The organism is Actinokineospora alba, from assembly GCF_004362515.1.
Classification (GTDB): domain Bacteria; phylum Actinomycetota; class Actinomycetes; order Mycobacteriales; family Pseudonocardiaceae; genus Actinokineospora; species Actinokineospora alba.
In genome coordinates this window covers 1,270,164-1,296,373 of record NZ_SNXU01000001.1, presented here as the reverse complement: position 1 = coordinate 1,296,373, position 26,210 = coordinate 1,270,164, and the positions used below count along the sequence as shown (strand labels likewise).

General features: G+C 70.7%; 23 protein-coding genes. 14 read left to right on the top strand and 9 right to left on the bottom strand.

Annotated features, from left to right (window positions below; translation table 11 throughout):
• Window positions 1–7: 7 nt before the first annotated feature.
• Window positions 8–229: a PspC domain-containing protein gene (locus tag C8E96_RS06135; protein WP_091375872.1), complete on the bottom strand. Its 222-nt coding sequence runs from the start codon at window positions 227–229 to the stop codon at window positions 8–10.
• 100 nt (window positions 230–329) lie between these two features.
• On the opposite strand from C8E96_RS06135, the gene C8E96_RS06130 reads away from it, so the two are divergent.
• Window positions 330–1,202 (top strand): AAA family ATPase, encoded by an 873-nt coding sequence (locus C8E96_RS06130; protein WP_091375869.1) that lies wholly within the window; start codon window positions 330–332, stop codon window positions 1,200–1,202.
• Window positions 1,203–1,314: 112 nt separating this feature from the next.
• Here the strand turns inward: C8E96_RS06130 and C8E96_RS06125 are convergent, their stop codons facing one another.
• Window positions 1,315–2,646 carry a M1 family metallopeptidase gene (locus C8E96_RS06125; RefSeq protein WP_091376951.1) on the bottom strand — a complete coding sequence of 444 codons (1,332 nt, stop codon included), beginning with the start codon at window positions 2,644–2,646 and terminating at the stop codon, window positions 1,315–1,317.
• A gap of 8 nt (window positions 2,647–2,654) precedes the next feature.
• A complete protein-coding gene (locus C8E96_RS06120; protein ID WP_091375867.1) occupies window positions 2,655–6,542 on the bottom strand; it encodes a Pls/PosA family non-ribosomal peptide synthetase in 3,888 nt (1,295 codons plus the stop codon).
• A 247-nt stretch (window positions 6,543–6,789) separates the two neighbouring features.
• On the opposite strand from C8E96_RS06120, the gene C8E96_RS06115 reads away from it, so the two are divergent.
• From C8E96_RS06115 to C8E96_RS06075, 9 genes are all read left to right on the top strand, one after another.
• Window positions 6,790–7,089, top strand: a complete 300-nt coding sequence (locus C8E96_RS06115) for a PadR family transcriptional regulator (protein ID WP_091375864.1) — start codon at window positions 6,790–6,792, stop codon at window positions 7,087–7,089.
• A 16-nt stretch (window positions 7,090–7,105) separates the two neighbouring features.
• Window positions 7,106–8,191 carry a vWA domain-containing protein gene (locus C8E96_RS06110; protein WP_091375861.1) on the top strand — a complete coding sequence of 362 codons (1,086 nt, stop codon included), beginning with the start codon at window positions 7,106–7,108 and terminating at the stop codon, window positions 8,189–8,191.
• The gene (locus C8E96_RS06105; RefSeq protein WP_091375859.1) at window positions 8,184–9,287 is read left to right on the top strand and encodes an XdhC family protein; all 1,104 of its coding nucleotides are present in this window, start codon (window positions 8,184–8,186) and stop codon (window positions 9,285–9,287) included. Before C8E96_RS06110 ends, C8E96_RS06105 begins: the two co-directional genes overlap by 8 nt.
• A gap of 169 nt (window positions 9,288–9,456) precedes the next feature.
• Window positions 9,457–9,999 carry a (2Fe-2S)-binding protein gene (locus tag C8E96_RS06100; protein WP_091375857.1) on the top strand — a complete coding sequence of 181 codons (543 nt, stop codon included), beginning with the start codon at window positions 9,457–9,459 and terminating at the stop codon, window positions 9,997–9,999.
• Window positions 9,996–12,428 carry a xanthine dehydrogenase family protein molybdopterin-binding subunit gene (locus C8E96_RS06095; protein WP_091375854.1) on the top strand — a complete coding sequence of 811 codons (2,433 nt, stop codon included), beginning with the start codon at window positions 9,996–9,998 and terminating at the stop codon, window positions 12,426–12,428. The genes C8E96_RS06100 and C8E96_RS06095 overlap by 4 nt, the downstream gene beginning before the upstream one ends.
• A complete protein-coding gene (locus tag C8E96_RS06090; RefSeq protein ID WP_091375852.1) occupies window positions 12,425–13,279 on the top strand; it encodes an FAD binding domain-containing protein in 855 nt (284 codons plus the stop codon). The genes C8E96_RS06095 and C8E96_RS06090 overlap by 4 nt, the downstream gene beginning before the upstream one ends.
• A 12-nt stretch (window positions 13,280–13,291) precedes the next feature.
• Window positions 13,292–14,341, top strand: a complete 1,050-nt coding sequence (locus tag C8E96_RS34580; RefSeq protein WP_091375849.1) for an SRPBCC family protein — start codon at window positions 13,292–13,294, stop codon at window positions 14,339–14,341.
• 109 nt (window positions 14,342–14,450) lie between these two features.
• A complete protein-coding gene (locus C8E96_RS06080; RefSeq protein WP_228769927.1) occupies window positions 14,451–15,590 on the top strand; it encodes a CapA family protein in 1,140 nt (379 codons plus the stop codon).
• 67 nt (window positions 15,591–15,657) lie between these two features.
• Complete coding sequence (locus C8E96_RS06075) at window positions 15,658–17,919, top strand: HelD family protein (protein ID WP_091375846.1); 2,262 nt, start codon at window positions 15,658–15,660, stop codon at window positions 17,917–17,919.
• 5 nt (window positions 17,920–17,924) lie between these two features.
• Here C8E96_RS06075 and C8E96_RS06070 read toward each other — a convergent pair whose 3' ends face one another.
• The 3 genes from C8E96_RS06070 to C8E96_RS06060 all read right to left on the bottom strand — a co-directional run bounded on the left by C8E96_RS06070 (window position 17,925) and on the right by C8E96_RS06060 (window position 19,464).
• Window positions 17,925–18,410: a carboxypeptidase regulatory-like domain-containing protein gene (locus C8E96_RS06070; protein WP_407642606.1), complete on the bottom strand. Its 486-nt coding sequence runs from the start codon at window positions 18,408–18,410 to the stop codon at window positions 17,925–17,927.
• On the bottom strand, window positions 18,407–19,012 hold the full coding sequence (locus C8E96_RS06065) for an RNA polymerase sigma factor (RefSeq protein WP_166657888.1): 606 nt from the start codon (window positions 19,010–19,012) through the stop codon (window positions 18,407–18,409). The genes C8E96_RS06070 and C8E96_RS06065 overlap by 4 nt, the downstream gene beginning before the upstream one ends.
• A 131-nt stretch (window positions 19,013–19,143) precedes the next feature.
• Entirely contained in the window at window positions 19,144–19,464 is a 321-nt protein-coding gene (locus tag C8E96_RS06060; RefSeq protein ID WP_091375839.1) for a protease inhibitor I42 family protein, read from the bottom strand.
• Window positions 19,465–19,582: 118 nt separating this feature from the next.
• On the opposite strand from C8E96_RS06060, the gene C8E96_RS06055 reads away from it, so the two are divergent.
• Both C8E96_RS06055 and C8E96_RS06050 read left to right on the top strand, forming a co-directional pair.
• Window positions 19,583–20,125 carry a YbaK/EbsC family protein gene (locus tag C8E96_RS06055; RefSeq protein WP_091375836.1) on the top strand — a complete coding sequence of 181 codons (543 nt, stop codon included), beginning with the start codon at window positions 19,583–19,585 and terminating at the stop codon, window positions 20,123–20,125.
• 77 nt (window positions 20,126–20,202) lie between these two features.
• Window positions 20,203–20,895, top strand: coding sequence for a response regulator (locus C8E96_RS06050; protein ID WP_228769926.1), 693 nt, complete (start codon window positions 20,203–20,205; stop codon window positions 20,893–20,895).
• On the opposite strand, the gene C8E96_RS06045 is transcribed toward C8E96_RS06050, so the two are convergent.
• Complete coding sequence (locus C8E96_RS06045) at window positions 20,866–22,011, bottom strand: LOG family protein (protein WP_091375834.1); 1,146 nt, start codon at window positions 22,009–22,011, stop codon at window positions 20,866–20,868. The two genes, C8E96_RS06050 and C8E96_RS06045, sit on opposite strands and share 30 nt — an antisense overlap.
• A gap of 43 nt (window positions 22,012–22,054) precedes the next feature.
• On the opposite strand from C8E96_RS06045, the gene C8E96_RS06040 reads away from it, so the two are divergent.
• Together C8E96_RS06040 and C8E96_RS06035 are read left to right on the top strand one after the other, a co-directional pair.
• On the top strand, window positions 22,055–22,495 hold the full coding sequence (locus C8E96_RS06040) for an SRPBCC family protein (RefSeq protein ID WP_091375831.1): 441 nt from the start codon (window positions 22,055–22,057) through the stop codon (window positions 22,493–22,495).
• Complete coding sequence (locus C8E96_RS06035) at window positions 22,495–23,496, top strand: NADP-dependent oxidoreductase (protein WP_091375828.1); 1,002 nt, start codon at window positions 22,495–22,497, stop codon at window positions 23,494–23,496. Before C8E96_RS06040 ends, C8E96_RS06035 begins: the two co-directional genes overlap by 1 nt.
• Here C8E96_RS06035 and C8E96_RS06030 read toward each other — a convergent pair.
• Together C8E96_RS06030 and purU are read right to left on the bottom strand one after the other, a co-directional pair.
• Complete coding sequence (locus tag C8E96_RS06030) at window positions 23,493–24,347, bottom strand: GNAT family N-acetyltransferase (protein WP_091375824.1); 855 nt, start codon at window positions 24,345–24,347, stop codon at window positions 23,493–23,495. The two genes, C8E96_RS06035 and C8E96_RS06030, sit on opposite strands and share 4 nt — an antisense overlap.
• Before the next feature lie 916 nt (window positions 24,348–25,263).
• Window positions 25,264–26,139: a formyltetrahydrofolate deformylase gene (gene purU / locus C8E96_RS06025; protein WP_091375822.1), complete on the bottom strand. Its 876-nt coding sequence runs from the start codon at window positions 26,137–26,139 to the stop codon at window positions 25,264–25,266.
• Window positions 26,140–26,210: the final 71 nt, after the last annotated feature.

The window sequence follows — 26,210 nt, the reverse complement described above, 5'->3', positions numbered from 1 at the left end:
CGAGATCTTAGGCGGTTTCCTCCGGCATCAGGATCCAGCAGGCCAGGTAGATCAGCGCGCCGGTGCCGAAGCCGAGGATCGTGGCCACGACGAGGCCGATCCGCACCAGGGCGGCGTCGATCCCGAGCATCTTCGCGATACCGCCACACACACCGGCGACCATCTTGTCGGTCCGGCTGCGGCGCAGCGTGCGGGTGGTCTTGGTGTGTCCATCGCTGTAGTTCGTCATACCTCAAGGTTGCTCGACCGCGGCCGCCCGGACATCGGGGAACGACCCTGGTTTTCGTCTCGGGGTCGTCCCCGGGTGCCCGCGCGGATACTGTGGCTGGATGGAGCAGCCGCGTGACGTCGCCGCCGCGCTCGACGGTGTCGGCTACCTGGCGGACGAGGGTTTGGCCACCGCGGCGTTCCTCGCCATGCGGATGGGCCGCCCGCTGTTCTGCGAGGGCGAGCCCGGCACCGGCAAGACGTCGCTGGCCACCGCGCTGGCCGAGGCACTGGGTGTCGAGCTGATCCGGCTGCAGTGCCACGAGGGCATCGACGCCACCCAGGCCCTCTACGACTGGGACTTCCCCCGCCAGCTCCTGCACCTGCGGGCCCTGGAGGCCGCGTCCCCCGGTCGGCTGGACCCCGACGAAGCGGAGAAGTCGCTGTACAGCCGCCGATTCCTGCTCGCGCGGCCGTTGCTGCGGGCTCTGGAGGAAGCGCCGTGCGTGCTCCTGGTGGACGAGGTCGACCGGGCCGACGACGAGTTCGAGGCGTTCCTGCTGGAGGTCCTCAGCGAGAACGCGGTCACCATCCCGGAGCTCGGCGAGATCCGCGCATCCGTGGCGCCCCTGGTGATCCTCACCTCCAACCGCACCCGTGAGGTGCACGACGCGCTGAAGCGGCGGTGCCTCTATCACTGGCTGGAGCACCCGGATCTGGCGCGTGAGGTCGCCATCCTGCGCCGCCGGGTGCCGGGCATCGGCGAGCGTCTGTCCACACAGGTCGCTTCCGCGGTGCGGAAACTGCGGGCGGCGGAGCTGCTGAAGCCGCCCGGTGTGGCGGAGTCGATCGACTGGGCGCGGGCGCTGCTCGCGCTGAACCGCACGGAACTCGACGCGGCGAGCGCGGCCGTCACCCTCGGTGCGGTCCTCAAGTACCGCGAGGACGCCGACCGGGTCGTCGCAGCCGGGCTCGACGCGCTGCTCTCGTCCTAATTCGCTCGCGTTCACGGCACCCGCCGGCGCACCATTGACCCAGGCCAGCCCGGACGACGAGTGGCGGCGTCGAATGGGATGTGGAGCGGAGCCGCTCGGTGAGGCGGCTCCGCTACTTACTCGGCAGCGGCGGCAAAGTGGCGTCGAACAGCCACCTGGCGAACAGCTCGGTGAGCGGCCACGGCGTGTGCCGCTGGGCCATCGTCGTGAACGCCTCCGTGGTGACCACGCCGTGTCGGTGGGTGGACGTCCATTCGCGCAGTAACGCGAAGAAAGCGCCGTCCCCCAAGCGAATCCGCAGCGCGTGCAGCGCCATGGCGCCGCGCAGGTAGACACGGTCGTCGAAGATCTTCTGCATGCCGGGATCGGCGAGCCGCAGATCTTGTGGCTGGGCAACGACTTCGCGCCAGGACCGGCGGGCGTGGGCGTCGGCGCTGTCCCCGCCGGAGACCTCCGACCACAGCCATTCCGCGTACGTCGCGAAGCCCTCGTTGAGCCAGATGTGCCGCCACTCCGCGACGGTGAGGCTGTTGCCGAACCACTGGTGCGCCAGCTCGTGCGCCACCAGGTTCTCCGAGCCGCGCTTACCGTCGACGTGGTTCGATCCGAAGATCGACAGCGCCTGCGCCTCCACCGGCGCGTCCAGCTCCGCGTCCACGACCACCACGCCGTAGCGGTCGAACGGGTACGGGCCGAACAGTTCGCCGAACTCCGCCAGCATTCTCGGCTGCCTGCCGAAGTCGTACTGGAAGGGCACCATCAGCCGCGCGGGCACCGCCGCGTGCACGGTCCCGGCGCCGCTGAGCACATACCGTCCGATTTGGACACTGATCAGGTACGCCGAAGTCGGCTGGGCCAGCCGGTACACCCAGGTGGTCGTCGACGCCGACGTCCGCCGCGACTCGAGCACCCCGTTGGCCACCACCTGGTACGGCGACGCCACGGTCACCGCGATCCGGTACGTGGCCTTGTCGCTCGGGTGGTCGTTGCATGGGAACCACGACGGCGACCCGATCGGCTGGCTCGCCACGATGACCCCGTCGTCGAGGTAGTCCCAGCCCAGCTCACCCCACACCGTCGGAACCGGCTCGGGCGAGCCGACGTAGCGGACCTCCACCGCCACCGGGCTCAGCGCGGGCAGCGGCCGGGCGGGCGTGATGTGCAGCTTCGTCCCGCGCTGGGCGTAGCGGACGGCCTTGCCTGCGACGGTCACCTTGGTGACCCGCAGCTTGCCGAAGTCGAGGCTGAACCGGCTCAGCGCGTGCGTCGGCGCCAGCGTCAGCCGGGCCAGCCCGTCGAGCCTGCCAGGGCCGACCCGGTAGTCCAGTTCGAGGTCGTAGTGCGTGACCCGGTAGCCGCCGTTGCCGTGCTGCGGGAGATAGGCGTCGGCCGACGTGGTGGCGCCGGGCTCCCCGGCGCGAGCCGGATCAGCCTTGGCGCTCATGGCCCCATTCAACAGCAGCCGGGCCACGCCGCGATCGGGTTGCCCAGCCAGCGGCTCCCGCCGGGCACCGACTCACCCCGCATGACCAGCGACGCCGGGCCCACGGTGGCCTGGTCTCCGATCGACGCGCCGGGCAGGACGATGCCGTGCGGGCCGAGCGTGCCGCCGTCGCCGACGGTCACCGCCGACATGCTCATGATCCGGTCGTGGAACAGGTGGGTCTGCAGCACGCAGCCCCGGTTGACCGTGGCGCCGTCGCCGATGCGGACCAGGTCGTACTCGGGCAGCCAGTACGTCTCGACCCAGGCGCCGCGGCCGATCTTGGCGCCCAACCCGCGCAGCCACACGGTCAGCAGCGGCGTGCCCTGCGCGGAGGTGGCGAACCACGGCACCGCGAGCATCTCCACGAACGTGTCCGCCAGCTCGTCGCGCCACACGAAACCGCTCCACAGCGGACGCTCGATCGCCGTGAACCGGCCCACGAGGACCCACTTCGCCATGATCGCGACGGCACACGCGGTGATCCCTGCCCCGAAGAGCAACACCCCGCTAAGCGCCAAAGCCACGCCGAACCCCGTCGAAGCGGCGAGCGCCTCGAACCCGGCCGCCACCAGCACCGCGAGCGCCAGCGACGCCATCACCGGCACGATCCGGCACAGCTCGACCAGCCCCCGCGCGATCTTCAACCGCGTCGGCGGGTCGAAGGTCGTGCTCTCATCGCCCGTCTCGACCGTGCGCGGCAGCTTCATCGGCGGCATCCCCAGGTAGGACGAGCCCGCCTTCGCCTTCTTCGGGGTCGACGACAGCACGCCGACCAGGCCGCGCTTGGGCACCTTGCGCCCGGGCGCGGTCATGCCGGAGTTGCCCAGGAACGCCCGCTTGCCGACCCGTGCGGCCGCGATCCGCAGCCAGCCGCCGCCGAGTTCGTAGGACCCGATCATGGTGTCGTCGGCGAGGAACGCGCCGTCGTCGATCGTGGTCAGGCTCGGCAGCGCGAGAACCGTCGACGCTTCGACACCGCGGCCGACCTTCATGCCCAGCGCACGCAGCCAGACCGGGGTCAGCTGACTCGCGTAGAGCGGATAGAGCCCGACCCGCGCGATCCCCATCAGCCGCTCGGTCGCCCACGCCTGCCACGCGATCCGGCTGTGCACCGGGTGGCGACCCGCGCGCAGGCCGATGCTCAGCGCCCGCACCGACACCAGGATCAGCAGCGCGTACGCCACCAGCCAGGACAGCGTCGCGGGCGCCACCGCGAGCAGAGCCTGCCCCAGCGCCGCGCTGAGGGTGGCCGTGCCGGAGACGAACGACGACAGAATCAGCAGCGCGGGCACCGCGGCGACCACCGGCAGCAGGCTCAGCGCGAACGACGCCACCGCGTACGCCGCGACCCAGCGCTTGCGCCGAGGCGGCCGGGTCGCGCGATGCGACGCCTTGCCCGTGCGAGTCGCCGGCGACCCGGACCACTGCTGGCCCGTGGGCACCGATCCCTGGACGCCGGAACCGGGCGCCACCTCGGCACGCTTGCCGATCCGAGCGCCGGGGAACAGCGTGCTGCGTGAGCCCACGGTCGCGTCCGCGTCGACCCGGATGCGGCCGATGTGCAGGACGTCGCCGTCGAGCCAGTGGCCGGACAGGTCCACCTCCGGCTCGATCGCCGCGCCCCGGCCGAGCTTGAGCAGGCCGGTGACCGGCGGCAGCGAGTGCAGGTCGACGTCCTCAGCGACGCGTGCGCCCAGAGCGCGCGCGTAGTGTGCCATCCAGGGGGCGCCCGCCAGGTTGGTCGCGCCGCTCAGCTCGACCATCCGCTCGGCCGCCCACAGCCGCAGGTGCACGCCGCCCCCGCGCGGGTAGCGGCCGGGTCGCACGCCCCGCAGCAGCAGCCGCGCGGTTCCCGCGGCGATCGCCATGCGGCCCCACGGGCTCAGGAACGCCAGCCAGCCCGCGAAGACCAGCCACCACGACACCGTGGGCGCCCAGGGGAGCTGGATGAGGTTGTTCAGCGCGGCGAGCGTGACCACCCATCGCGCGCCGACCACCGACAGCATCGGGATCGTCGCGAGGACCTGGATGACCTGCGCTTTGCGCGGTGTCGGGGCCACGACCCGCTCGTCGCGGACGCTGCCCGCGGTGGCGTCGATCAGCTTCGCCAGCGCGGACAGCCTGGAGTGCTGGTAGACGTCGGACACCGAGATGGTCGGGTGCGTCTCCCGAATCCGGGACACGAGTCGAGCGGCGGACAGGCTGCCGCCGCCATGGGTGAAGAAGTCGGCGTCCGGGTCGCCGATGCCGATGCCGAGCAGTTCGGTCCACAGCCCGGCGAGCCAGGCCTGGGTGGGTGACATCGCCCCCAGGTCGACCGCGGTGGTGTCGAGAGCCGGGAGCGGCCAGGGCAGCGCCGCCCGGTCGACCTTGCCGGACGTGCGCGTGGGCAGTGTGTCGACCTTCGCGAGCAACGGCACGAGGGCGGCGGGCAGCGCGGTGCGCAGGCGCTCCACCGCGGCGCTCTGGTCGAACTCCTCGCCCGCCACGACGTAACCGACGAGCAGTTGGTTTCCGGCCTTCGTGGTGCGCACGGCGGCCGCGGCGCCCGCGACCCCGGGCAGCGCCTGAAGTGCCGCGTCGACCTCGCCCAGCTCGATGCGCCTGCCGCCGAGCTTGATCTGCTCGTCGGCCCGGCCCAGGAACAGCAGGCCCTCGGGCTCGGCCTTGACCAAGTCGCCGCTTCGGTACGCGCGCGACCAGGACAGGGTGGGCAGCGGTGCGAACTTCTCCTGGTCTTTGACCGGGTCGAGGTAGCGGGCCAGGCCCGCGCCCCCGATGACCAGCTCGCCGGAGCCGCCCATCGGCACCAGTTCGCCGTCGGCGTCGACCACGGCCAGTTCCCAGCCGTCGAGCGGCAGCCCGATCCGCACCGGGCCCTCGCCCGTCATCCGCGCGCCGCAGGCCACCACGGTCGCCTCGGTCGGCCCGTAGGTGTTCCAGACTTCGCGACCCGGCACCGCGAGGCGCTCGGCCAGCTCGGGCGGGCAGGCCTCGCCCCCGAAGATCAGCAGCCGGACGTCGTCGAGCGCGTCGGACGGCCAGAGCGCGGCGAGCGTGGGAACCGTGGACACCACGGTGATCTCCCGCTCGACCAGCCACGGGCCCAGGTCGACGCCGGTGCGCACGAGCGCGCGGGGTGCCGCGACCAGGCAGGCGCCGTTGCGCCAGGCCAGCCACATCTCCTCGCAGGAGGCGTCGAACGCGACGGACAGTCCGGCCAGCACCCGGTCGTCCGGGCCGATCGGCTCGTCGGGCAGGAACAGGTCGGCCTCGGCGTCGACGAACGCGGCGGCCGAGCGGTGGCTGACCGCGACGCCCTTCGGCTTCCCGGTCGATCCCGAGGTGAAGATGATCCAGGCGTCGTCGTCGGGCGACGGCGTGCCGAGGTGGCCCAGCGGGGTCCCGCGCGGGGTCAACGCGCGGCCCTCGCCGAGCACGGCGGCGACGTCGGCCTCGGTGAAGACCAGGTCGGCGCGCTCGTGCGGGTCGTCGAAGTCGACCGGGACATAGGCGGCGCCCGCGGCGAGGACGCCCAGGATCGAGACATACAGGTCGACCGAGCCGGACGGGACCCGCACGCCGACCCGGTCGCCGAGGCCGATGCCCGCGTCGTTGAGTGAGCGACGCAGCGTGTCGACCTCCGCGAGCAACTTGCGGTAGGCCAGGACCGTGGTGCCGTCGTCGAGCGCGGGGGCGTCCGGGTGCAGGGCGGCGGTCGTGTCGAGGATGTCGATGAGGGTGCGGGGAGCGCTCTCGGGGCCCGCGCGGAACACAGCCAGCCCGCGCACGGCGGCGCCGGCGAGCGGGTCTGTCGGGTAGTGCAGGGGTGGGGAGTGGTCGGCCAGCGTCATTTCTCGCACCGCTTGGTCGGACGCATCTTCCACCTTTCGCCGAGGCTGTGACCTGGGTACTTTACGCGCGGTGACCAACTTTCCGCGCGTTCTTAACTCCTCCGCGTGGCGGGTTTCACACCGTCGTGTCAACGATTCAGTACTCGGGTTCTGATATCGGATCACGATTTCAAGGCTGGTTATCTTGCTGCCAACGCAGATCGCCAAAAAGTCGGATTCCGATATCGAGGTGCGATATCGTGAGCCGATGGATGTGGTCCGAGACTTCAAGAACGGCGCGCTGCGGCTGCGCGTGCTCCAGTACGCCGCCGGCGACGAGGTGCACGGCGCCTGGCTCACCGCCGAACTGACCAACCACGGCTACCGCGTCTCACCCGGCACGCTCTATCCGCTGCTGCACCGCATGCAGGAAGCCGGCCTGCTGAAGTCGCGCGGCGAGATCGCCGACGGCAGGCGGGTGCGGCTCTACCGGACCACCAAGCGGGGCAAGAAGGTGCTCGCCGACTGCCGTGACGTCCTCACCGGCCTCGTCGCCGAGGTCGCCTGAGGCGCAGACTGGGTGGGTGGACCCACTTCCGGGGCTGGTCGGCTTCGCCGCCGCGGTGCGCGAGGCCGGTGTGGCCTGCGGTCCTGGCCGGGTCCGGGCCTACCTCGACGCCGTCGCCGAACTCGACCCCGCGCAGGTCGGGCAGCTCTACTGGGCGGGCCGGGTCACCCTGTGCGGTGAGCCGGACGACCTCCCGCGCTACGACGCCGCGTTCCACGCCTGGTTCACCGGGGCCGCCCCACGCCCGCGCGCGCCGGGCCCGCCCGCGATCCAGCGCAGCCGTCTCAGTCCGCTGGGTGATCTAGGAGCGGGTTCCTCCTCGGAGGTCCGCGACGTCGACCGCACGGCGAGCGACACCGAGGTCCTACGCCACCGCGACGTGTCCGAACTGACCGCGGCCGAACGCGCCCACCTGCGCGAACTCATCGCCCTGCTGCGGCCCGACCCGCCGCTGCGCCGGGCGGCGCGCTGGCGGCCCGACCGGCGCGGCCCGATCGACAGCCACCGCACGCTTCGCGCGATGCGGGCCGCCGGTGGGGAGACCGTCCGCCTCGCGCGCAAACGCAGGCGCAGCCGACCGCGCCGGATCGTCCTGCTGATCGACGTCTCCGGTTCGATGTCGCCCTACGCCGACGCGCTGCTGCGCTTCGCCCACGCGATGGCCCGGCGCTCCCCGGTGGAGGTCTTCACCCTCGGCACCCGCCTGACCCGTCTGACCAGGCAACTCCGCCAGCGCGACCCCGAGTTCGCCCTGGCCGCGGCGGCTCGCGCGGTGCCGGATTTCGCGGGCGGAACCCGGCTCGGCGAGACCCTCCGGGCGTTCCTGGACCGCTGGGGACAGCGCGGTGCTGCCCGGCAGGCTGTCGTCGTCGTGTTCTCCGATGGCTGGGAACGCGGGGATCCGCGGCTGCTCGGCGAGCAGATGGCGCGGCTGGGCAGGCTCGCGCACCGGGTGTTCTGGGTGAACCCGCACGCGGGCGCGGACATGTACCAGCCCGTGCAGTCCGGGATCGCCGTCGCGCTGCCCCATGTCCACCGGTTGCTCGCGGGACATAGCCTGGCCACATTGGACCGTCTGCTCCAGGAGGTGCGCCGTGCGTGACGTGCTCGACGAGGTCATGCGTCGCTACGAGGCGGGCGAGGCGGTTGCCGTCGGCACCGTGGTGGCCACGTTCTCCTCCGCGCCCCGCTCCGCCGGGGCGTCGATGATGGTCGCCGCGGACGGCACGGTCACCGGCAGCGTGTCCGGCGGGTGTGTCGAGGGCGCGGTCTACGAGGTCGGCCGCGAGGTGCTGGAAACCGGTCAGCCCATGCTGCAGCGCTACGGGGTCAGCGACGACGACGCGTTCGCCGTGGGTCTGACCTGCGGCGGGATCATCGACATCTACGTCGAGCGGATCGACCGGGACAGCTTCCCGGAGTTGCCCGCGCTGGCCGAGGCCGTCCACGCCGAGGTGCCGGTCGCCGTCGCGACTGTGGTCGCCCACCCGACTCTCGTGGGCGCGCGCATCGTCATCTGGCCGGATCGCGTAGCGGGTTCCACGGGGTCGGCGCGCATCGACGACGCCATCGCCGACGACGCGCGAGGGCTGCTCGCCAGCGGCCGCAGCGGAACCCTGGTCTACGGCACCGACGGCGAACGGCGCGGCGAGGGCCTGTCGGTATTCGTGAACTCCTTCGAGCCGCCCCCGCGCATGCTCGTCTTCGGCGCGATCGACTTCGCCGCCGCCATGGCCCGGCTCGGCACCTACCTCGGCTACCGCGTCACCGTCTGCGACGCCCGCCCGGTCTTCGCCACGACGACCCGGTTCCCGGGCGCGCACGAGGTCGTCGTCGACTGGCCGCACCGCTATCTCGCCGCCGAGCTGGCGGCGGGCCGGGTCGACTCGCGGACCGTGGTCACGGTCCTGACCCACGACCCGAAGTTCGACGTGCCGGTCCTGGAGGTCGCTCTCCGGGGCAAGCTCGCCTATGTCGGGGCCATGGGCTCCCGACGCACCCACGACGACCGGATGAACAGGCTGCGCGAAGCGGGCCTGACCGAGAGCGAGCTGTCTGCGCTGTCGTCCCCGATCGGCCTGGACCTCGGTGCCCGCACCCCGGAGGAGACGGCGGTGTCGATCGCGGCGGAGATCATCGCGCTGCGCTGGGGCAGGCAGGGCCAGCGCCTCGCCGAGCTGTCGGGGCGCATCCACTAAGTCACCTCGATCCGGTGACGGCGGGCGGAGTTGTCCACAGGCAGGCCAGGTGGGGTTGTGAGGCGCAGGGAAGAGGGGCACGCTCGGATGTGAGCCCAGTCACGCACATCTGGGTTCGGTCCGTTCTCCGCCAGCCCAGCCCCAGCGGGCGTGTTCGCTTGGAGGCACGATGCGCATCACCGTCACCGTCGACGGCATCGAGTACGCCGACGACGTCGAGCCCCGCCAGCTGCTCGTGCACTACCTGCGCGACAAGCTCGGCAAGGTCGGCACCGTCGTCGGCTGCGACACCAGCAACTGCGGCTCCTGCACCGTCCACCTGGACGGCCACAGCGTGAAGTCCTGTTCCGTGCTCGCCGTCCAGGCCCACGGCAGCGAGGTCACCACCATCGAAGGGCTGGCCCGCGACGGCAAGCTCCACCCGGTCCAGCAGGCCTTCCACGACAACCACGCGCTGCAGTGCGGGTTCTGCACGCCCGGAATGATCATGCAGGCGATCGACCTCCTCGCCGACAACCCCGACCCCGACGAAGCCGCCGTCCGCCACGGCCTCGAAGGCAACCTGTGTCGCTGCACCGGGTACCAGAACATCGTCAAGGCCGTCCGCGACGCCGCCCACCAGATGCGGCCGGGCGCCGGACCCGACGTCGAGCGGGTCTCCGAGCCGCACGTCAGCCGCACGAAGAGCCAGGTCTCCGGAGGCGAGCGATGACCGCGACCGTCGAACCGGAGGTCGGCCGGTCCCGCCTCCGCAAAGAGGACGCCCGCCTGATCACCGGCCGCACCCGGTGGACCGACAACGTGACGCTGCCCGGGCTGCTGCACGTGGCCTTCCTGCGCAGCACCTCCGCCCACGCGCGAATCGCGTCGATCGACACCGCCGCCGCCAAGTCCAAGCCGGGCGTCATCGCGATCCTGACCGGCGCGGACATCGCCGACGAGCAGGGCAGCCTGCCGTGCGCGTGGCCGATCACCGAGGACCAGAAGGCGCCGCCCGCGCCGTCCCTGGCGGTCGACACGGTCAACTTCGCCGGCGAGGCGGTCGCCGTGGTGATCGCCCGCAGCAAGGCCGAGGCGCACGACGCGCTGGAGGTCATCGACGTCGACTACGACGAGTTGCCCGTGGTGCTCGACCTGGCCACCGCCATCGACGACGCCGACCTCGTGCACCCGGACCTGGACACCAACAAGTCCGCGCTGTGGGTGTTCGACTCGGCCGAGGCGGGCACCGGGTCCGACGTCGAGGAGGCCATCGCCGGCGCGGAGGTGCTGATCGAGCGCACCTTCCGCCAGCAGCGGCTGATCCCGTCGTTCATGGAGCCGCGCTCGGTCGTGGTCGACCCGACCGGCGAGCAGCTCACGATGTGGTCCTCGACGCAGATCCCGCACATCCTGCGGCTCATGCTCGCGCTGACCACGAACACGCCCGAGCACAAGATCCGCGTCATCGCCCCCGACGTCGGCGGCGGCTTCGGCGGCAAACTCCAGGTCACGCCCGAAGAAGTCGTCTGCCTGCTCGCCGCCAAGCGGCTGGGCAAGCCGGTGAAGTGGACCGAGTCCCGCTCGGAATCACTGGTGTCGGCCCACCACGGCCGCGACCAGCTCCAGAAGCTCACCCTCGCCGCCCGCCGCGACGGCACGGTGACCGGCCTCAAGGTCGAACTCCTCGCCGATATGGGCGCCTACCTGCGCCTGGTCACGCCGGGCGTGCCGATCCTGGGCGCGTTCATGTTCAACGCGATCTACAAGATCCCGGCATACCACTTCGCCTGCACCAACGTCTTCACGAACAAGACCCCGACCGACGCCTACCGCGGTGCGGGCAGGCCGGAGGCGACCTTCGCCATCGAGCGCCTGATGGACGAACTCGCCGCCGAACTGGACCTGGACCCGATCGAGGTCCGCGAGAAGAACTGGATCAAGAACGACGAGTTCCCCTTCACCACCGTCGCCGGGATGACGTACGACTCCGGCGACTACGAGGCGGCGACCGCCCGCGCGAAGGAACTCTTCGACTACGACGGCCTGCGCGCCGAGCAACAGGAACGGCGCCGCCGCGGCGATGTCGTCCAGCTCGGCATCGGCACGTCGACGTTCACCGAGATGTGCGGACTCGCGCCCTCGCGGGTCCTCGGCTCGCTGGCCTACGGCGCGGGCGGTTGGGAACACGCGGCGATCCGCATGCTGCCCAGCGGCAAGGTCGAGGTGGTCACCGGCTCGTCGCCGCACGGCCAGGGCCACGAGACGGCGTGGAGCCAGATCGTCGCCGACCAGCTCGGCGTGCCGTTCGACGACATCGAGGTGCTGCACGGCGACACCCAGATCTCGGCCAGGGGGATGGACACCTACGGCTCCCGCTCGCTGACCGTCGGCGCGATGGCCGTGCTCAAGGCGGGGGAGAAGGTGATCGCGAAGGCCCGCAAGATCGCCGCCCACCTGATGGAGTGCGCCGAGGACGACCTCGAGTTCGCAGGCGGCCAGTTCACCGTCCGCGGGACCGCCAAGTCCACCGGCATCACCGACGTCGCGCTCGCCGTGTTCGCCGCCCACGACCTGCCCGACGGCATGGAACCGTCCCTCGACGCGGAAGCGACGTTCGACCCGGAGAACTTCTCCTTCCCGCACGGCACCCACCTGTGCGCCACGGAGGTCGACACCGAGACCGGGCACGTGAAGATCCGCAAGTACGTGTGCGTGGACGACATCGGCAAGGTCATCAACCCGATGATCGTCGACGGCCAGGTCCACGGCGGTCTCGCCCAAGGGCTGGCGCAGGCCCTCTACGAGGAGGCCATCCACGACGAGACCGGCACCCTCACCACGGGCACCTTCGCCGACTACCTGGTTCCGTCCGCGGCCGACCTGCCGTCGTTCGTCACCGACCGCACGGTGAGCCCGTCGACGACGAACTCGTTGGGTGTCAAGGGAGTCGGCGAGGCGGGCACCATCGCGTCGACACCGGCGGTGGTCAACGCCGTGATCGACGCCGTCCGGCACCTGGGTGTCCGCGACATCCCGATGCCCTGCACCCCCATGCGCGTCTGGTCGGCGATCCACGGCGCGTCCACGGCCGAGAGCGGCATCCGCGGCGAAGCGGGCGGCGGGCTCGGCTCGATCGACACGGCTGGAGGTTCGCGATGATCCCGGCGGCTTTCGACTACGTCGCACCCACCACGGTCGACAGCGCCGTGCGCGCCCTGGCCGAGGCGGGCGACGAGGCCAAGGTGATCGCGGGCGGCCAAAGCCTGCTGCCCGTCCTGCGCATGCGCCTGGCCGCGCCGACCAAGCTCATCGACCTCGGCCGGATCCCGGAGATGCGCGGCGTCCGCGACGGCGGCGACCACCTCGTGATCGGCGCGATGACCACCCACTACGACATTCAGAGCGATCCACTGGTCGCCGAACACGCCGAACTGATCAAGCTCGCCACCGACACGGTGGCCGACCCGCAGGTCCGCCACCGCGGCACGTTCGGCGGGTCACTGGCCCACGCCGACCCGGCCGGGGACCTGCTCGCCCCCGCGCTGGCCCTCGACGCGCGCTTCATCGTGTCCGGAATGGACGGTCGACGCACGGTCTCTGCGGCCGACTTCTTCGTCGACTTCTTCACCACCGCCTTGCACCAGGACGAAATCCTCGTCGAGGTCCACGTCCCGAAACACACCGACTGGACCGCCCACTACGAGAAGTTCCACCGTGTGGCCCAGGCATGGTCCATCGTCGGCGTCGCCGCCATGGTCCGCGCCGAGGCGGGAAAGATCGCCGAGGCCCGCATCGCCTTGACCAACATGGCGTCGGTCCCGATCCGCGCCACCGCGGTGGAGGACGCCTTGATCGGCAAACAGGCCACCGCCGAGAACCTCAAGGCAGCCGCCGAACACGCCGCCGAAGGCACCTCACCCACCACCGACGGCAACGCCGATCCCGCCTACCGCCAACACCTCGCGCGCGTCCTCACCTCGCGCGCCCTGACCGCCGCAGCGGGCGTCTAGGAGGAAAGTCTCGTGCAGTTGGAGCACCGGTTCACGGTCCCAGCCGACATCGACACCGTCTGGGCCGCCCTCATGGACCCCGAACGGGTGGCGCCCTGCATGCCGGGCGCCACCCTGACCGAGTACTCGGGCACCACCTTCACCGGCACGGTGAAGGTGAAGGTGGGCCCGATCTCGTTGCTGTACAAGGGATCGGGCGAGTTCGTCGAGACGGACGAGGACGCCCACCGGACCACCATCAAGGCGTCCGGAAAGGACTCCCGGGGCAACGGCACCGCCACGGCGACCGTCACGGTCACCCTCGTCGAAAACGGAACGAACACCGACGGGGAAGTCCGCACCGACCTGGCCATCACCGGAAAGCCCGCCCAGTTCGGCCGAGGCTTGATCTCCGAGGTGGGCACCAAGATCCTCAACACCTTCGCCGACTGCCTCGCGAAAAAGCTCGCCCCCAAACCCGCACAGCCCACCCAGGCCGGGCAGTCCGCCCAACCCGCCCAGGCCGGGAAGTCCGCCCAACCCGTCCAGTCCGCCCAGGCCGGGAAGTCCGCCCAACCCGTCCAGTCCGCCCAGGCCGGGAAGTCCGCCCAACCCGCCCAGGCCGGGCAGTCCACCCAACCCGTCCAGTCCGTCCAACCCGCCCAGGCCGGGCAGTCCACCCGATCCGGGGAGCCTTCCCGATCCGCGCAGCCCTCCGGACAAGCCACGCAGGCTGCCCAAGCTGGGCAGCCCGCCCAGCCCGCCGACCTGCCGGTATCCGCCACCATCCCCACTGCACCATCCGCCCCCAACCGACCTTCAACCGTCGCCACCCCATCCGCGACCGGTCAACCGCGGCCCACCGCCGCCACCTCATCCCCCACGAAGACCGACGAGCGAGAAGCCCCAGAGATTCCCACCCAACCAACCCCATCCCGCACGCTGCGCGCGGTCCCCGAGTTCGAGACCGAACCCATCGACCTCATGGAGATCGCAACCCACTCCTTGAAGAAACGCCTGCTCCCCGCCGCGGTCGCCGCGCTGGTGGTCGCATTGGTGGTGATCCTCCGCCGCAGACGCTGACCATCCGCACTGCGCGCCGCGCCAACCCGAGCAGGCTGGGCACACGAGCGTGCCCGCGTGCCCCCAGCCGTTCGTCCGCCGCGACCACAGGTCCAGTACCGTGCCGACCGTGCGCAGGAGCCGAGTCACCGCTGGCCTGATCAGTTGTGCCCTGCTCACAGTGGCCGGGTGCACCGAGGTCGCCCCCGTCCCCTCCGCGGCCTCCGCCCCTTCGTCCGCGCCTCGGCCGACGACGTCCGCGGCCGCTCCCGTCGACTCCTTCACCCTGATCGCAGGCGGCGATGTGCTCATCCACCCCGCCCTCACCGAGCAGGCCACCGAGGACGGCAACGGCAAGCGCGACTACGCGCCCCTCTTCGCGGGGATCAAGCCCGTCCTCGACCAGGCCGACCTCGCCCTCTGCCACCTCGAAGTCCCCATCGCCACCGCCAAGGGGCCGTTCAAGGGCTACCCGACTTTCTACGCCCCGCCCGAGGTCGCCACCGGGCTGGCCGACAGCGGATTCGACGTCTGCTCGACCGCCTCGAACCACACCATGGACCAGGGCGCCGAGGGCGTCGCCACCACCCTCGACGCCCTCGATGAAGCCAAGATCGCGCACACCGGGTCAGCCCGCTCGGCCGCTGAGGCGGCGAAACCGCTGGTCCGGGACGTCGCCGGGGTCAAGGTCGGCTTCGTGTCCTACACCTTCGCCTTCAACAAGGGCACGACCCGCCCCACGCCCTGGATGGCCAACCTCCTGGACCCCGCGGCGGTCATCGCCGAGGCCAAGCGGGCCCGGGAAGCCGGCGCCGAGGTGGTCGTCGCGAGCATCCACTGGGGCACCGAGGGCAAGCACGAACCGAACGCCGACCAGCGCAAGATCGCCCAGCGGCTGCTCGGCGACCCGTCGATCGACGTGATCATCGGCCACCACGCGCACGTGGTGCAGCCGTTCGAGCGGATCAACGGCAAGTGGGTCACCTACGGCCTCGGCAACCAGGTCGCCAAGCACGAGGAGCCGAAAGGGACGACCGAGGAAGGCGTCCTCGCCCGGTTCCGCTTCGTGAAGTCGGCCCAGGGCTGGACCGTCGACAAGGCCGAGTACCTGCCGACGCTGGTCGACCTGGGACCGCCGATCCGGCTGCGCGACCTCACCAGCGACACTGAGGTGTCGGCCGCGCGCAAGGAACAAGCGATCGAACGCACCGACGGTGTCGTGCTGAGCCGGGACGCGGCCACGGACGGATTGACCCGACCCGGCGGCTGAAATAGCGGAATAGTCACGCTATATTTGACGTTCGCACAAGAATGGCACCCATAAGGGTGCCGATGAAATGAATTATATGGCAAGTGGAGGGCGTTTGTCAACCGAGATCGACGGTGAGCAGGAATACGTATCCCTGCTCTACGCGCACCTCGACGATCTCCGCGCTGACGCGGACACCCGCCTGGCCAAGACCCTGCGTGAGACCAGCAGCAATCCGCAGGCAATGACCCAGCGCGACGCCGCCACCGTTCATTACGGTGAGCGGCTGGCGCATTACAACGCCGTCGAGAACGGCCTGTGTTTCGGCAGGCTCGACTTCTCCGATGAAAGCCGCAGCTATATCGGCCGCATCGGCCTTTTCGATGAGGAAGACGATTACGAGCCGCTCCTGCTCGATTGGCGCGCCCCCGCCGCCCGGCCGTTCTACCTGGCCACCGCCGCCTCCCCGGACGGCGTGCGCAGGCGCCGCCACATCCGGACCAGCCGCCGCAAGGTCACCGGCGTCGACGACGAGGTCCTCGACCTCGGCGCGGGCGAGCAGCACTTCCACGAGGGCGTGACCGGCGAGGTCGCCCTCCTCTCCGCCCTCAACGCGAGCCGCACCGGCCGGATGGGCGACATCGTCGAGACCATCCAGGCCGAGCAGGACGAGATCATCCGCTCTGGCCTCAACGGGGTCCTCGTCGTCCAGGGCGGCCCCGGCACCGGCAAGACCGCGGTCGCCCTGCACCGTGCCGCGTACCTGCTCTACACCTTCCGCGAGCAGCTCTCCCGCCGCGGCGTGCTGATCATCGGCCCCAACGCGACCTTCCTGCGCTACATCGGCCAGGTGCTCCCGTCCCTCGGTGAGACCGGCGTGCTGCTGCAGACCGTCGGCGAGCTCTACCCCGGCGAGAACGGCACCCGCCCCGAGCCCGCCGAGGCGGCCGAGATCAAGGGCCGCCTGACGATGGTCGACGCGTTGCGCCGAGCGGTCAAAGACCGCCAGGAGCTGCCCGAGGAGCCGATGGTCCTGGTGGTCGAACGCGAGGAGATGGTCCTCGACCGCGACACCGTCGCCGCCGCCCGAAACCGCGCCAGACGCTCCCGGCGAACCCACAACGAGGCCCGTCCGATCTTCGCGGGCGAGATCATCGCCGCGCTGGCCCGGCAGGAGGCCGAACGCCTCGGCGCCGAGTTCCTCGACGAGGCCGACCTCGCCGACATCCGCCGCGAGCTGGGCGAGGAACAGGCGGTGCGGGACGCCATCGAGCAGCTGTGGCCGCAGCTCAGCCCGCAGCAGTTCCTGTCCGACCTCTACGCGAGCCCCGACCGCCTTGCCACCGCGATGCCCGACGTCCCCGAGCGCGACCTGCTGCTTCGCGACCCCGGTCTCGGCTGGACCGCCGCCGACGCCGCCCTGCTCGACGAGGCCGCCGAACTCCTCGGTGTCGACGACGCCGCCGAGCGAGCCGAGGCCGCCCGCCGCCGCCGCGAGGAGCAGGACTACGCCCAGGGCGTCCTGGACATCCTGCAGATGGAGGACGACGCCGACCCCGACATCCTCACCGCCTACGACCTCATCGACGCGGGCAGGCTCGCCGCCCGCCACGACGACGAGGACCACCGGACCGCCGCCGAGCGGGCCGCCGCGGACCGCAGCTGGACGTTCGGCCACGTGATCGTCGACGAGGCCCAGGAACTCTCCGCCATGGCCTGGCGGGTCCTGATGCGCCGGTGTCCCTCGCGGTCGATGACGCTGGTCGGCGACGTCGCCCAGACCGGCGACCTGGCAGGCGCCGACTCCTGGTCCGACACCCTCGCCCCGTACGTCGAGGACCGCTGGCGGCTGGCCGAGTTGACGGTCAACTACCGCACGCCCGCGGAGGTCATGGCGGTCGCCGCCGACGTTCTCGCCGAACTGGCCGCCGACGTCGAGCCGCCGCGCTCGGTCCGCGAGACCGGTGTGCCGCCGTGGACGCGAAAGGTCGACGCCGACGCGGTAGCGGAGACAGTGGCGCGACTGGCGGCCGACAACGTCGGGCCCGGCACGCTGGCCGTCCTCGCTCCTGAGTCGTTGGTCGCCGAGATCGGCGCGGCCGTGGTCGCGTCCGTGCCGGACGCGGCGGTGGGGGACCAGCCCGACCTGGAGAACAAGGTCGTCGTGCTGACCGTGCGCCAGTCGAAGGGCCTGGAGTTCGACTCGGTGCTGCTGGTCGAACCCGCGAAAGTGGTCGCCGAGTCCCCGCGCGGCCTCAACGACCTCTACGTCGCGCTGACCCGGGCGACGCAGCAGGTCGGCGTGATCCACGCCGACGAGCTGCCACCGTCGCTGGTCAAGCTGTCATAGACGAGTCAGAGAACGACCGTCGGCGTGACCACCGTGCGGGGCTTGCCGCCGTTCATCCGCACGAGGATCTGCGTGGTCCCACGCGGCACCTCGGTCAGCACGAACCGGCCGCCCTCGTCCGCGGTCGTCGCCGTCGACCCGTGGTCGGCGACGCGGACCTCGACACCGTGCTCGCCCGCGGGCACCAGCCAGCCGTCGATGCGCTGACGCTCGCCGGTGCGGGTCACGTTGACCATGACGGTGAGGTCGCCGACGAAGAACGTGATCGTCCCCGGCGCCCCGCTGCGCACCCCGACCAGCGGCCGCTGGTCGGCCCAGCGCGCGGCCTCCAGCTCGACCTCGGCGTCGATGTCCTCGATGGCGATGGCGAACTGGGCCCGCTCGACGAGACCGACGGGCACCGGGTCCAGGTCATCGACCAGATGGGCGACCTGGGCCAGCCAGTAGTCCCGCTCGGCCGGTTCCATCTCGTACTCGTCCTTGGTTCTCATTTGACCCCGTCCCCATTGTCGTACATGTCGCGCAACGAGTTCAGGCACCGACCGCGGGTGGGGCCGATGCTGCCGTGCGGCATCCCCATCCGGTCGGCGACCACTCGGTATTCGGCCCGGCCCGCCAGCACCGTCAGACGCAGCAGCTCCTGGCAGCGCGGCGGGAGCTTGCGGAAAGCCGCCCACAGCTTGTTGTCGCGTTCGCCGCGCAGGACCTCGGCCTCGGGCATCGGCTCGGTGCTGAGCACGTGCTCGGCGATCTCCGGCGACAGCTCGATCTGGCCGTTCCCGCGCTGCCGGGTCCGGTTCGCCTCACGGCGGGCGGTCGTGATGAGCCAGCCCACCAGGGCGCGGGGTTCAAGCAGGCGGTCGACGTGACGCAGCAGCGCCAGCCAGACCGTCTGCACAACGTCTTCGGCCGCGGCCCGGTCAAGGCCCGTTCCGCGCGCCACATGCCAGACCAGCGGAGTCAGCTCGGCCACGAGAACGTCGAGTGCGCCCTTGTTGCCGTCGCGTGCCGCGATCATGCAGGCCGCGTGCCGGTCTGACCCTTCCAGCCCTTCCCAGGGCGGATTGGTCCCTACCGTGCGGAGCTCGGTCACCGCTCCCACCCCATCTTCCGTCTGCCGGGGTTGTGCATTCTCGTGCCAATGGTTACATCGCTGTGAAGTGGGCCGATGCGTCGCATCCAGATTCGCCTCACCCAAACTGATGAACCCATCCCGGACATTCGTCACAGTGCGTGGAGGATGAAGGTGAGCGCCTGCTGCGCCTCGCCCTCCCATGGCCGGGCCAGTTCGGCCCGGAGTTCGTGCGAACCCGCCGCGGTCACGTCGAACGCGAGCCTGCGCACGCCCGCCGAACCCGCTATGTCCACCTTCGCGCCCGCGTGCGTCACATGCTCGTCGGCCACCATCCGCAGCGTCACCGGCAGTCGCCAGCGCCACCGGTAGCCGGTGCTCAGCGACTCCGGCAACCGGAGCTCCACCGTGTCGCCACGGCGCAGCTCTGTCGGCCCGTCGGCGTCCGTCGCCGACAGGTGAACCAGTGCCATCAATGGCTCCTCTACACATGCTGAGTGTTTCTACGCACAACTACTAAGAGACGGCTCCCGCCCGGTGGATACATCCCAGGTTTCCGATCGTCTCCACGCCCGTGGCTAATGTGGAGTCGTGAGCTGGAACATCGCCGGAAGCCTGACCGTCGTCCCCGCCCTCGACCACGCCGACCTGCTCGCCGAACCGGTCGCGAAAGCGCTTGCGTCACTGCCGGGCGCCGACCGCGTCGGCGTGGCCCGCATCGATCCCGACCTGGCCGACACCGCCGCGTTCTGCGACGCCTACGGCTCCCCGCTCACCGCGTCGGCCAACTGCGTGGTCGTCCTCGGCAAGCGCGGTGGCGACGAGAGGCTCGCCGCCTGCCTGGTGCTCGCCACCACCCGCGCCGACGTCAACGGCGTCGCCCGGCGCAGGCTCGACGTGCGCAAGGCCTCATTCGCGCCGATGGACCGCGCGGTCGAGGCGACCGGCATGGCCTACGGCGGCATCACCCCGATCGGCCTGCCCGCCGACTGGCCGCTGCTCATCGACGCCGCTGTCGCCGCCGCGCCCGAGCTTGTCATCGGCAGCGGAATCCGCGGCAGCAAGTTGTTCGTCCCCGGCGACGTGCTCGCCGCGCTGCCGGGCGCGGAGGTCATCGAGGGCCTCGCCCGCTGAAGAACCTACGAACGTCGGTAGCCGAGAACATGCCTGGTCAGGTCCTATTTGCCAGAGAACCTTGAAAGGGGCGTGCCGTGACGGCGCAGTTCGATGTGGACGGTCTGACCGCGGAGCGGGCCACCGTGCGCGTAGGCGTGGTCGACGACGAGCCGATGGCGCGCGCGTTCGTCTCCAAGATCCTCAGCTCGGCCCCCGACCTGCAGGTCGTCGGTGAGGGAGCCGACGGCGGCGAGGCGCTGCAGCTGGCCCGCACCCAGGACCTCGACGTCCTGCTGCTGGATTTGAAGATGCCCCGGATGGACGGCCTGGACGCGCTCCGCGAGCTGCGCAGGCTCCCCACGATGCCCGCTGTGGTCGTGCTCACCACGTTCCACGCCGACCAGGCGGTCGCATCCGCGCTGCGGCTCGGCGCGAAGGGCTTCCTGCTCAAGCACGTCGACCCGGCCGAGCTGGTGCGCGCGGTCCGCGTCGCGGCGCGCGGCGGGGCCGTGCTCGACCCGACGCTGACGCACGACCTGATGGGCCACCTCGCCTCCCACCACCTCGACCGCATCGGCGCCGCCGCCGAGGTCGCCCGGCTCTCCGCGCGCCTGCGCGACGTGCTGCGGCTGGTCGGCATGGGACGCAGCAACAACGAGATCGCCGAGGAACTGCGCTTGTCGGACTCGACGGTGCGCGGCTACGTCTCGGAGATCCTGGCGGCCACCGGCTGCTCGAACCGGGTCACCGCGGCGGTCCTAGCGCAGCGCGCCGGCCTGCTGGACTGACTCGGCGTAGCTCCGCAGCAGGGTCACGGCCTCGTCGATGTCGTCGGTGACCATGATCCATGGCTCGGCCTCGCGTCCGCGCGCGAGCTTGCGGACCAGGGGAGCGGCGGGCACGTCCTCGTTCCAGAACCGGCTGCCCAGGAAGATCATCGGCGCCGGTGGGCCGATCGACGAGTAGTGGTTCTGGGTGTAGTCCTGGAAGACCTCCTGGACCGTGCCCGCGCTGCCCGGCGTGTAGACGATGCCGCCGGTGGCGATGGTCAGCAGGCCGTCCTCGCGCACCGAGTTGGCGAAGTACTTCGCGTGCAGCTCGCAGAACGGGTTGGGCGGCTCGTGGCCGTAGAACCACGTGGGGATGCCGATGGTGCGCGGGGTGTGGTCGATGGGCAGGTCGACCGCCAGGCCCGCGGCCAGCCAGGTGCCGATCTCGCTCGCGTCGACCGTGGCGCCGCTCGCGAACTTCGGCGCCATGGCGAGCGAGCGCACCACGTCGTTCACAGAGTCCACAGAGGACATGTGGGAGAGCCGCACGCCCAGCGGGACGGCCTCCATCGCGCCCGGGCCGCCGCCGGTCAGGACGGTGAAACCCTCTTGGCCGAGGGTGACGCCGAGTTCCACCGCGTCGCGGTAACCGGGGGAATCGCGGGTCAGGGCGTGGCCGCCCATCACCGCCACCGGGTGGCCGGTCATGGCGTCGGCGAGCGCCTCGGAGATGCTGTGGTCGTGCAGCCGCTCGGTCAGCGCGTGCAGCGGGTCGAGCTTGGTTTCCCTGGTGTGCCGGTAGATTCGCGCGTCCGGGGTGTCCGCGTAGGACTCCGGGCGGGCGGGGTCGAAGCCGTCGAACAGTTCCGTGGCGGTGTAGAGGGTCGACCGGTACATGTCGTAGGGCAGGTCCGGCACGGCGGGGAACGCCAGCGCGCCCGCCGCCTCGGCCCGCCTGGCGGCCTCCGGGGTGAGGAGGCAGCCGAGCAGAAGGGCGCCGTCCAGCGCTGTGCGCAGCAGCGCGTCGTCCGCGCGGGCGGTCAGGTCGAGCCGGACGAGCACGACTCCCCGCAGGTCGCGGTTCTCCGCGCGGTGGCGGCGCAGCGTGTCCAGGTCGGTGATCTCAGTCCGCACGCGAGTAGCGTACGGGCGTCGCCGATTCGAGGTACGGAGAACGATGAACCAGGTCCAGGCTGTCGCCGAACAGGTGATCAATGTCCCCGTCGAGCAGGCTCGCGCCGCCGTCGCGGACTACGCGGGCGTGCGCGGGAAGATCCTCACCGAGCACTACCGCGACTACGAGGTCCGCTCCGGCGGCACCGGTCCGGGCACGGTCGTGCACTGGACGCTGCAGGCCACCGCGAAGCGGGTCCGCGACGTCCTGGTCGAGGTCAGCGCGCCGCAGCCGGACGTGTTGGTCGAGGCCGACAAGAACTCCACGCTGATCAGCACCTGGACCGTCGAGGGGTCCGGGGACACGAGCACCGTGCGGGTCGTCACGACGTGGGAGGGCGCCAACGGCGTCGGCGGGTTCTTCGAGCGGATCTTCGCCCCCGCGGGCCTGCGCCGCATCCACGGTGAGCTTCTCGCGAACCTGAAGCGGGAACTGGAGGGCTGATGACCACCGCCCTGGAAGTGCATCTCGCCAGCAGGCCCAAGGGCGTGCCGAGGCTGGAGAACTTCGCCTTCGTCGAGACCGCACTGCCCGCTCCGGCGGCCGGTGAGGTCCTGGTGCGCAACCACGTGATGAGTCTCGACCCGTACATGCGGGGACGGATGAGCGCCGCGAAGTCTTACGCCGAGCCGTATGCGCTCGGCGAGGTGATGCACGGCGGGGCGGTGGGGGAGGTACTTGAGTCCACTGTGGATTCTTTGGTGCCGGGCGATTTCGTGCTGCACGGATTCGGGTGGCGCGACCACGCGATCGTCCGGGCGGACGCGGTCGCCAAGGTCGACCCGGCTGTCGCACCGTTGGGTGCTTACCTTGGTGTGCTGGGAATGCCGGGCCTGACCGCGTACGCCGGTCTGCTCGACGTCGCGGAATTTCGTACGGGTGACACGGTTTTCGTCTCCGCCGCCGCGGGAGCGGTCGGGTCGCTCGTCGGTCAGATAGCCCGGCTGCGCGGTGCCAAGCGGGTCATCGGCAGTGCGGGCGGGCCGGAGAAGGTCCAGCACCTGTTGGACCTCGGCTTCGACGCGGCACTCGATTACAAGGCCGCGCCGATCGGCGAGCAGCTGGCCGCGGCGGCGCCCGACGGCATCGACGTGTACTTCGACAACGTCGGCGGTGACCACTTGGAAGCCGCGATCTCGGCCATGAACGTGCACGGCCGCATCGCCGTCTGCGGAATGATCTCGCTCTACAACGCGACCGAGCCGACGCCCGCGCCGCGCAACCTCATGCAGCTCGTCGGCAAGCGCATCACCATGCGCGGCATGCTGGTGAGCGACCACGCGGGCCGCCGTGCGGACTTCATCCGCGAGGTCGGCGGCTGGGTCCGCTCCGGTGAACTGCGCTACACGGAGACGGTGGTCGAGGGCCTGCGCAACGCGCCGGAGGCGTTCCTGTCGCTGCTCAGCGGCGGCAACACGGGCAAGATGCTGGTGCGGTTGGTCTAGCCGATCGCCTGCAACAGCGGGGCGAACAGCCGGGTGCGGTCGCCTGGCAGGGGTGTGCCGTCGACGACCATGGAAGTGGCCTGGAAGACGACTTCCAGGCCATTTTCCTTGCCCCACGCGAGCAGATCGGGCTGACGTGGGTCGAGGTCGACGCGGATTCGGCCACCTGCCGCCAGGTCCGCGATGAGCGCCCGCGCGTCCGCTTCGTCGTCGGCGACCACCGGCCCCACCTGGGCGTAGTCCTGCGTCGACATGGCGCGGCTGGCGGCGGCGTACCCCGTGACGGCCCCGCCGCGCTCGACGACCCGGATGCGGTCGGCGTACTCGGGCAGCCTGGCCAGGACGTGCGTGCGGTCGACACCGAGCACCTCGGCGTCCAACCGGAGGATCGCCGGGAGGTCGTCCGCCGTCGCCAGGCGCGTGGTGTGCGGAGCGGTCCCGGTGAAGCCGCCGAGGAGAACTTCGCAGCCGGAAACCGCTTGGAAGCCAAGCTTTTCGTAGAGCGGCCTGCCCTTATCGGTCGCGTAGAGCGTCACGACGCTGTCGCCCGCTTCGCCCATCACGTGCCGCATGATGCGCTTGCCGAGACCGCGTCCCTCATACCGGTCGGCCACCAACACCATGCTGATCGCCGCCACCCCGCCAAACCGCGTAAGAACGGCCGACGCGGCCAGTTTCCCGGCCGCGTCGACGATTCCATATCCCTGGCCTACCCGCAGCAGGAAGTCCCACTTGCGGTCCTCGTACGGCCATTCGCGGTTGTCCGCGAGCTCGAGGCAGGCAGTCAGGTCCACAAGGGACAGTGGGCGAGGATCGGTGGTGGGAACCTGGTCGACGGGTCGGATGGTCATGGGGAAAGCATGGCGACACCCGGCGGTGGTCGGCAATCGAATTAAGCGGGGGAGCACACGAAAGGCTGGTCGTCAAACGTCCATCCCCACGCTAAAGGGGCAATGACAGGGTGCTGCCCGCCACCTAACCTGGAATCGTCAAGTCAGGAGGCCAGCCATGAAAACCGTTGAGACACAAGCATTCTCGCCATTCCTTGTCGACGCACCCGCGGACCCTTAGCCACCGCACCCGCTGTTGCCACGCCGCCCACATTGGGGTCGACACATGGCGGTACGCCACTCGCGAGTGTCGTCATTCCGCCGGCGTCGTGAGTGTGAAGTCCCATCAAGCCCCAGTGCCCGAGCGCAGCAGTCCGTATTGGTAGATGCCGCCAGCCGCCGGCCGCCGGATATCGCACCGCCGTGTCGCGGGCCGCCGCCCGTCAAGCCTCGTTGTCATGTCGGTGTCGCGATGAGCCGCCCCATCAGTTGTGAGCTGTTGGCCGCCTAGTCGTCAGTCGCCCGATCGCTAACCCTTGGAGTCGCCCGATATCGCACCGCCGTGTCGCGGGCCGCTGCCCGTCAAGCCTCGTTGTCATGTCGGTGTCGCGATGAGCCGCCCCATCAGTTGTGAGCTGTTGGCCGCCTAGCCGTCAGCCGCCCGATCGCCAACCCTTGGAGTCGCCCGATATCGCACCGCCGTGTCGCGGGCCGCCGCCCGTCAAGCCTCATTGTCATGTCGGTGTCGCGAGCAGCCGCCCATCGGCCGTGAGCGTCTGCCGGCGGTGTCGCCGAACGCACCCTCGTCCGCTCGCGGGTGCCACGCCTGCCGGCGCGGCATCACCACGTGGCATGCGGCGTCATTCCCCGCCATCGCGTCCATGGGGCGGATCGTCGCCGCCTACAGGAAGGAGCAAGATCCGCCTGGGCCGTCAGGTCAGAACACCACGGTCTTGTTGCCGTGCACCAGAATCCGCCCCTGCAGGTGGGCGCGAAGCCCGCCCGCGAGCACGACCTTCTCGATGTCCCGACCCTTGCGCACCATGTCGGCCACGGAGTCGCCGTGGTCGACCCGGATCACGTTCTGCTCGATGATCGGCCCGGCGTCGAGTTCGGCGGTGACGTAGTGGCACGTCGCCCCGATCAGTTTCACCCCACGCTTGTGCGCCTGGTGGTACGGGCGCGCACCCACGAACGACGGAAGGAAGCTGTGATGGATGTTCAGCGCGCGCCCCGCCCAGCGTGCGCACAACCCGGCGGGCAACACCTGCATGAACCGCGCCAACACGATCGCGTCCGGTTTGGCGGCGTCGACCAATTGGCTCAGCTGGGCGAAAGCGGCAGCCTTGCCCTCGGGGTCGCCTGGCGGGAAGGGCACGTGGTGGAACGGGATTCCGTGGGCCCGGGTGATGTCGGCGAGATCGGTGTGGTTGCCGATGACCGCCCGAACATCGACGTCGAGTTCGCCGCCGTGCACGCGGCCGAGCAGGTCGTAGAGGCAGTGGCCTTCCTTCGACACCAGGATCACCACCCGCCGCTTCACGCCGGTGTCGATGATGCTCCAGTCCGACAGGGCGCTCAGCTGCCGGGCGACTTCGGCGAACCGCGTCCGCAACTCCTCCACCCCGAAAGGCAGCGAGTCCGCCCGCACTTCCTGCCGGGTGAAGAACCAGTTCGTGTCGGGATCGGAGTGGTAGTCCGCCTCGACGATCCACCCACCCGCCTCGGTCAAGAACGACGCGATCCGCGCCACGATCCCGGTCCGGTCCGGACACCCGAGCTTGATCACATAGCGACGTTCGTTCGACGGCACCCCCCGATTCTGTCAGGCGGTCCTGGACCCGCGCGGGCCGGTGGGAGAGGGCTCACAGCCGATGAGTCCGT

What these genes read in the sequence shown, in the direction of transcription:
- C8E96_RS06125 (WP_091376951.1), bottom strand. Translation starts at nt 2,646, where the DNA reads ATGAGCGCCAAGGCTGATCCGGCTCGCGCCGGGGAGCCCGGCGCCACC.
- C8E96_RS06135 (WP_091375872.1), bottom strand. Translation starts at nt 229, where the DNA reads ATGACGAACTACAGCGATGGACACACCAAGACCACCCGCACGCTGCGC.
- C8E96_RS06030 (WP_091375824.1), bottom strand. Translation starts at nt 24,347, where the DNA reads ATGACCATCCGACCCGTCGACCAGGTTCCCACCACCGATCCTCGCCCA.
- C8E96_RS06060 (WP_091375839.1), bottom strand. Translation starts at nt 19,464, where the DNA reads ATGGCACTGGTTCACCTGTCGGCGACGGACGCCGACGGGCCGACAGAG.
- C8E96_RS06120 (WP_091375867.1), bottom strand. Translation starts at nt 6,542, where the DNA reads ATGACGCTGGCCGACCACTCCCCACCCCTGCACTACCCGACAGACCCG.
- C8E96_RS06090 (WP_091375852.1), top strand. Translation starts at nt 12,425, where the DNA reads ATGATCCCGGCGGCTTTCGACTACGTCGCACCCACCACGGTCGACAGC.
- C8E96_RS06095 (WP_091375854.1), top strand. Translation starts at nt 9,996, where the DNA reads ATGACCGCGACCGTCGAACCGGAGGTCGGCCGGTCCCGCCTCCGCAAA.
- C8E96_RS06040 (WP_091375831.1), top strand. Translation starts at nt 22,055, where the DNA reads ATGAACCAGGTCCAGGCTGTCGCCGAACAGGTGATCAATGTCCCCGTC.
- C8E96_RS06115 (WP_091375864.1), top strand. Translation starts at nt 6,790, where the DNA reads ATGGATGTGGTCCGAGACTTCAAGAACGGCGCGCTGCGGCTGCGCGTG.
- C8E96_RS06035 (WP_091375828.1), top strand. Translation starts at nt 22,495, where the DNA reads ATGACCACCGCCCTGGAAGTGCATCTCGCCAGCAGGCCCAAGGGCGTG.
- C8E96_RS06070 (WP_407642606.1), bottom strand. Translation starts at nt 18,410, where the DNA reads ATGAGAACCAAGGACGAGTACGAGATGGAACCGGCCGAGCGGGACTAC.
- C8E96_RS06100 (WP_091375857.1), top strand. Translation starts at nt 9,457, where the DNA reads ATGCGCATCACCGTCACCGTCGACGGCATCGAGTACGCCGACGACGTC.
- C8E96_RS06130 (WP_091375869.1), top strand. Translation starts at nt 330, where the DNA reads ATGGAGCAGCCGCGTGACGTCGCCGCCGCGCTCGACGGTGTCGGCTAC.
- C8E96_RS06075 (WP_091375846.1), top strand. Translation starts at nt 15,658, where the DNA reads ATGAATTATATGGCAAGTGGAGGGCGTTTGTCAACCGAGATCGACGGT.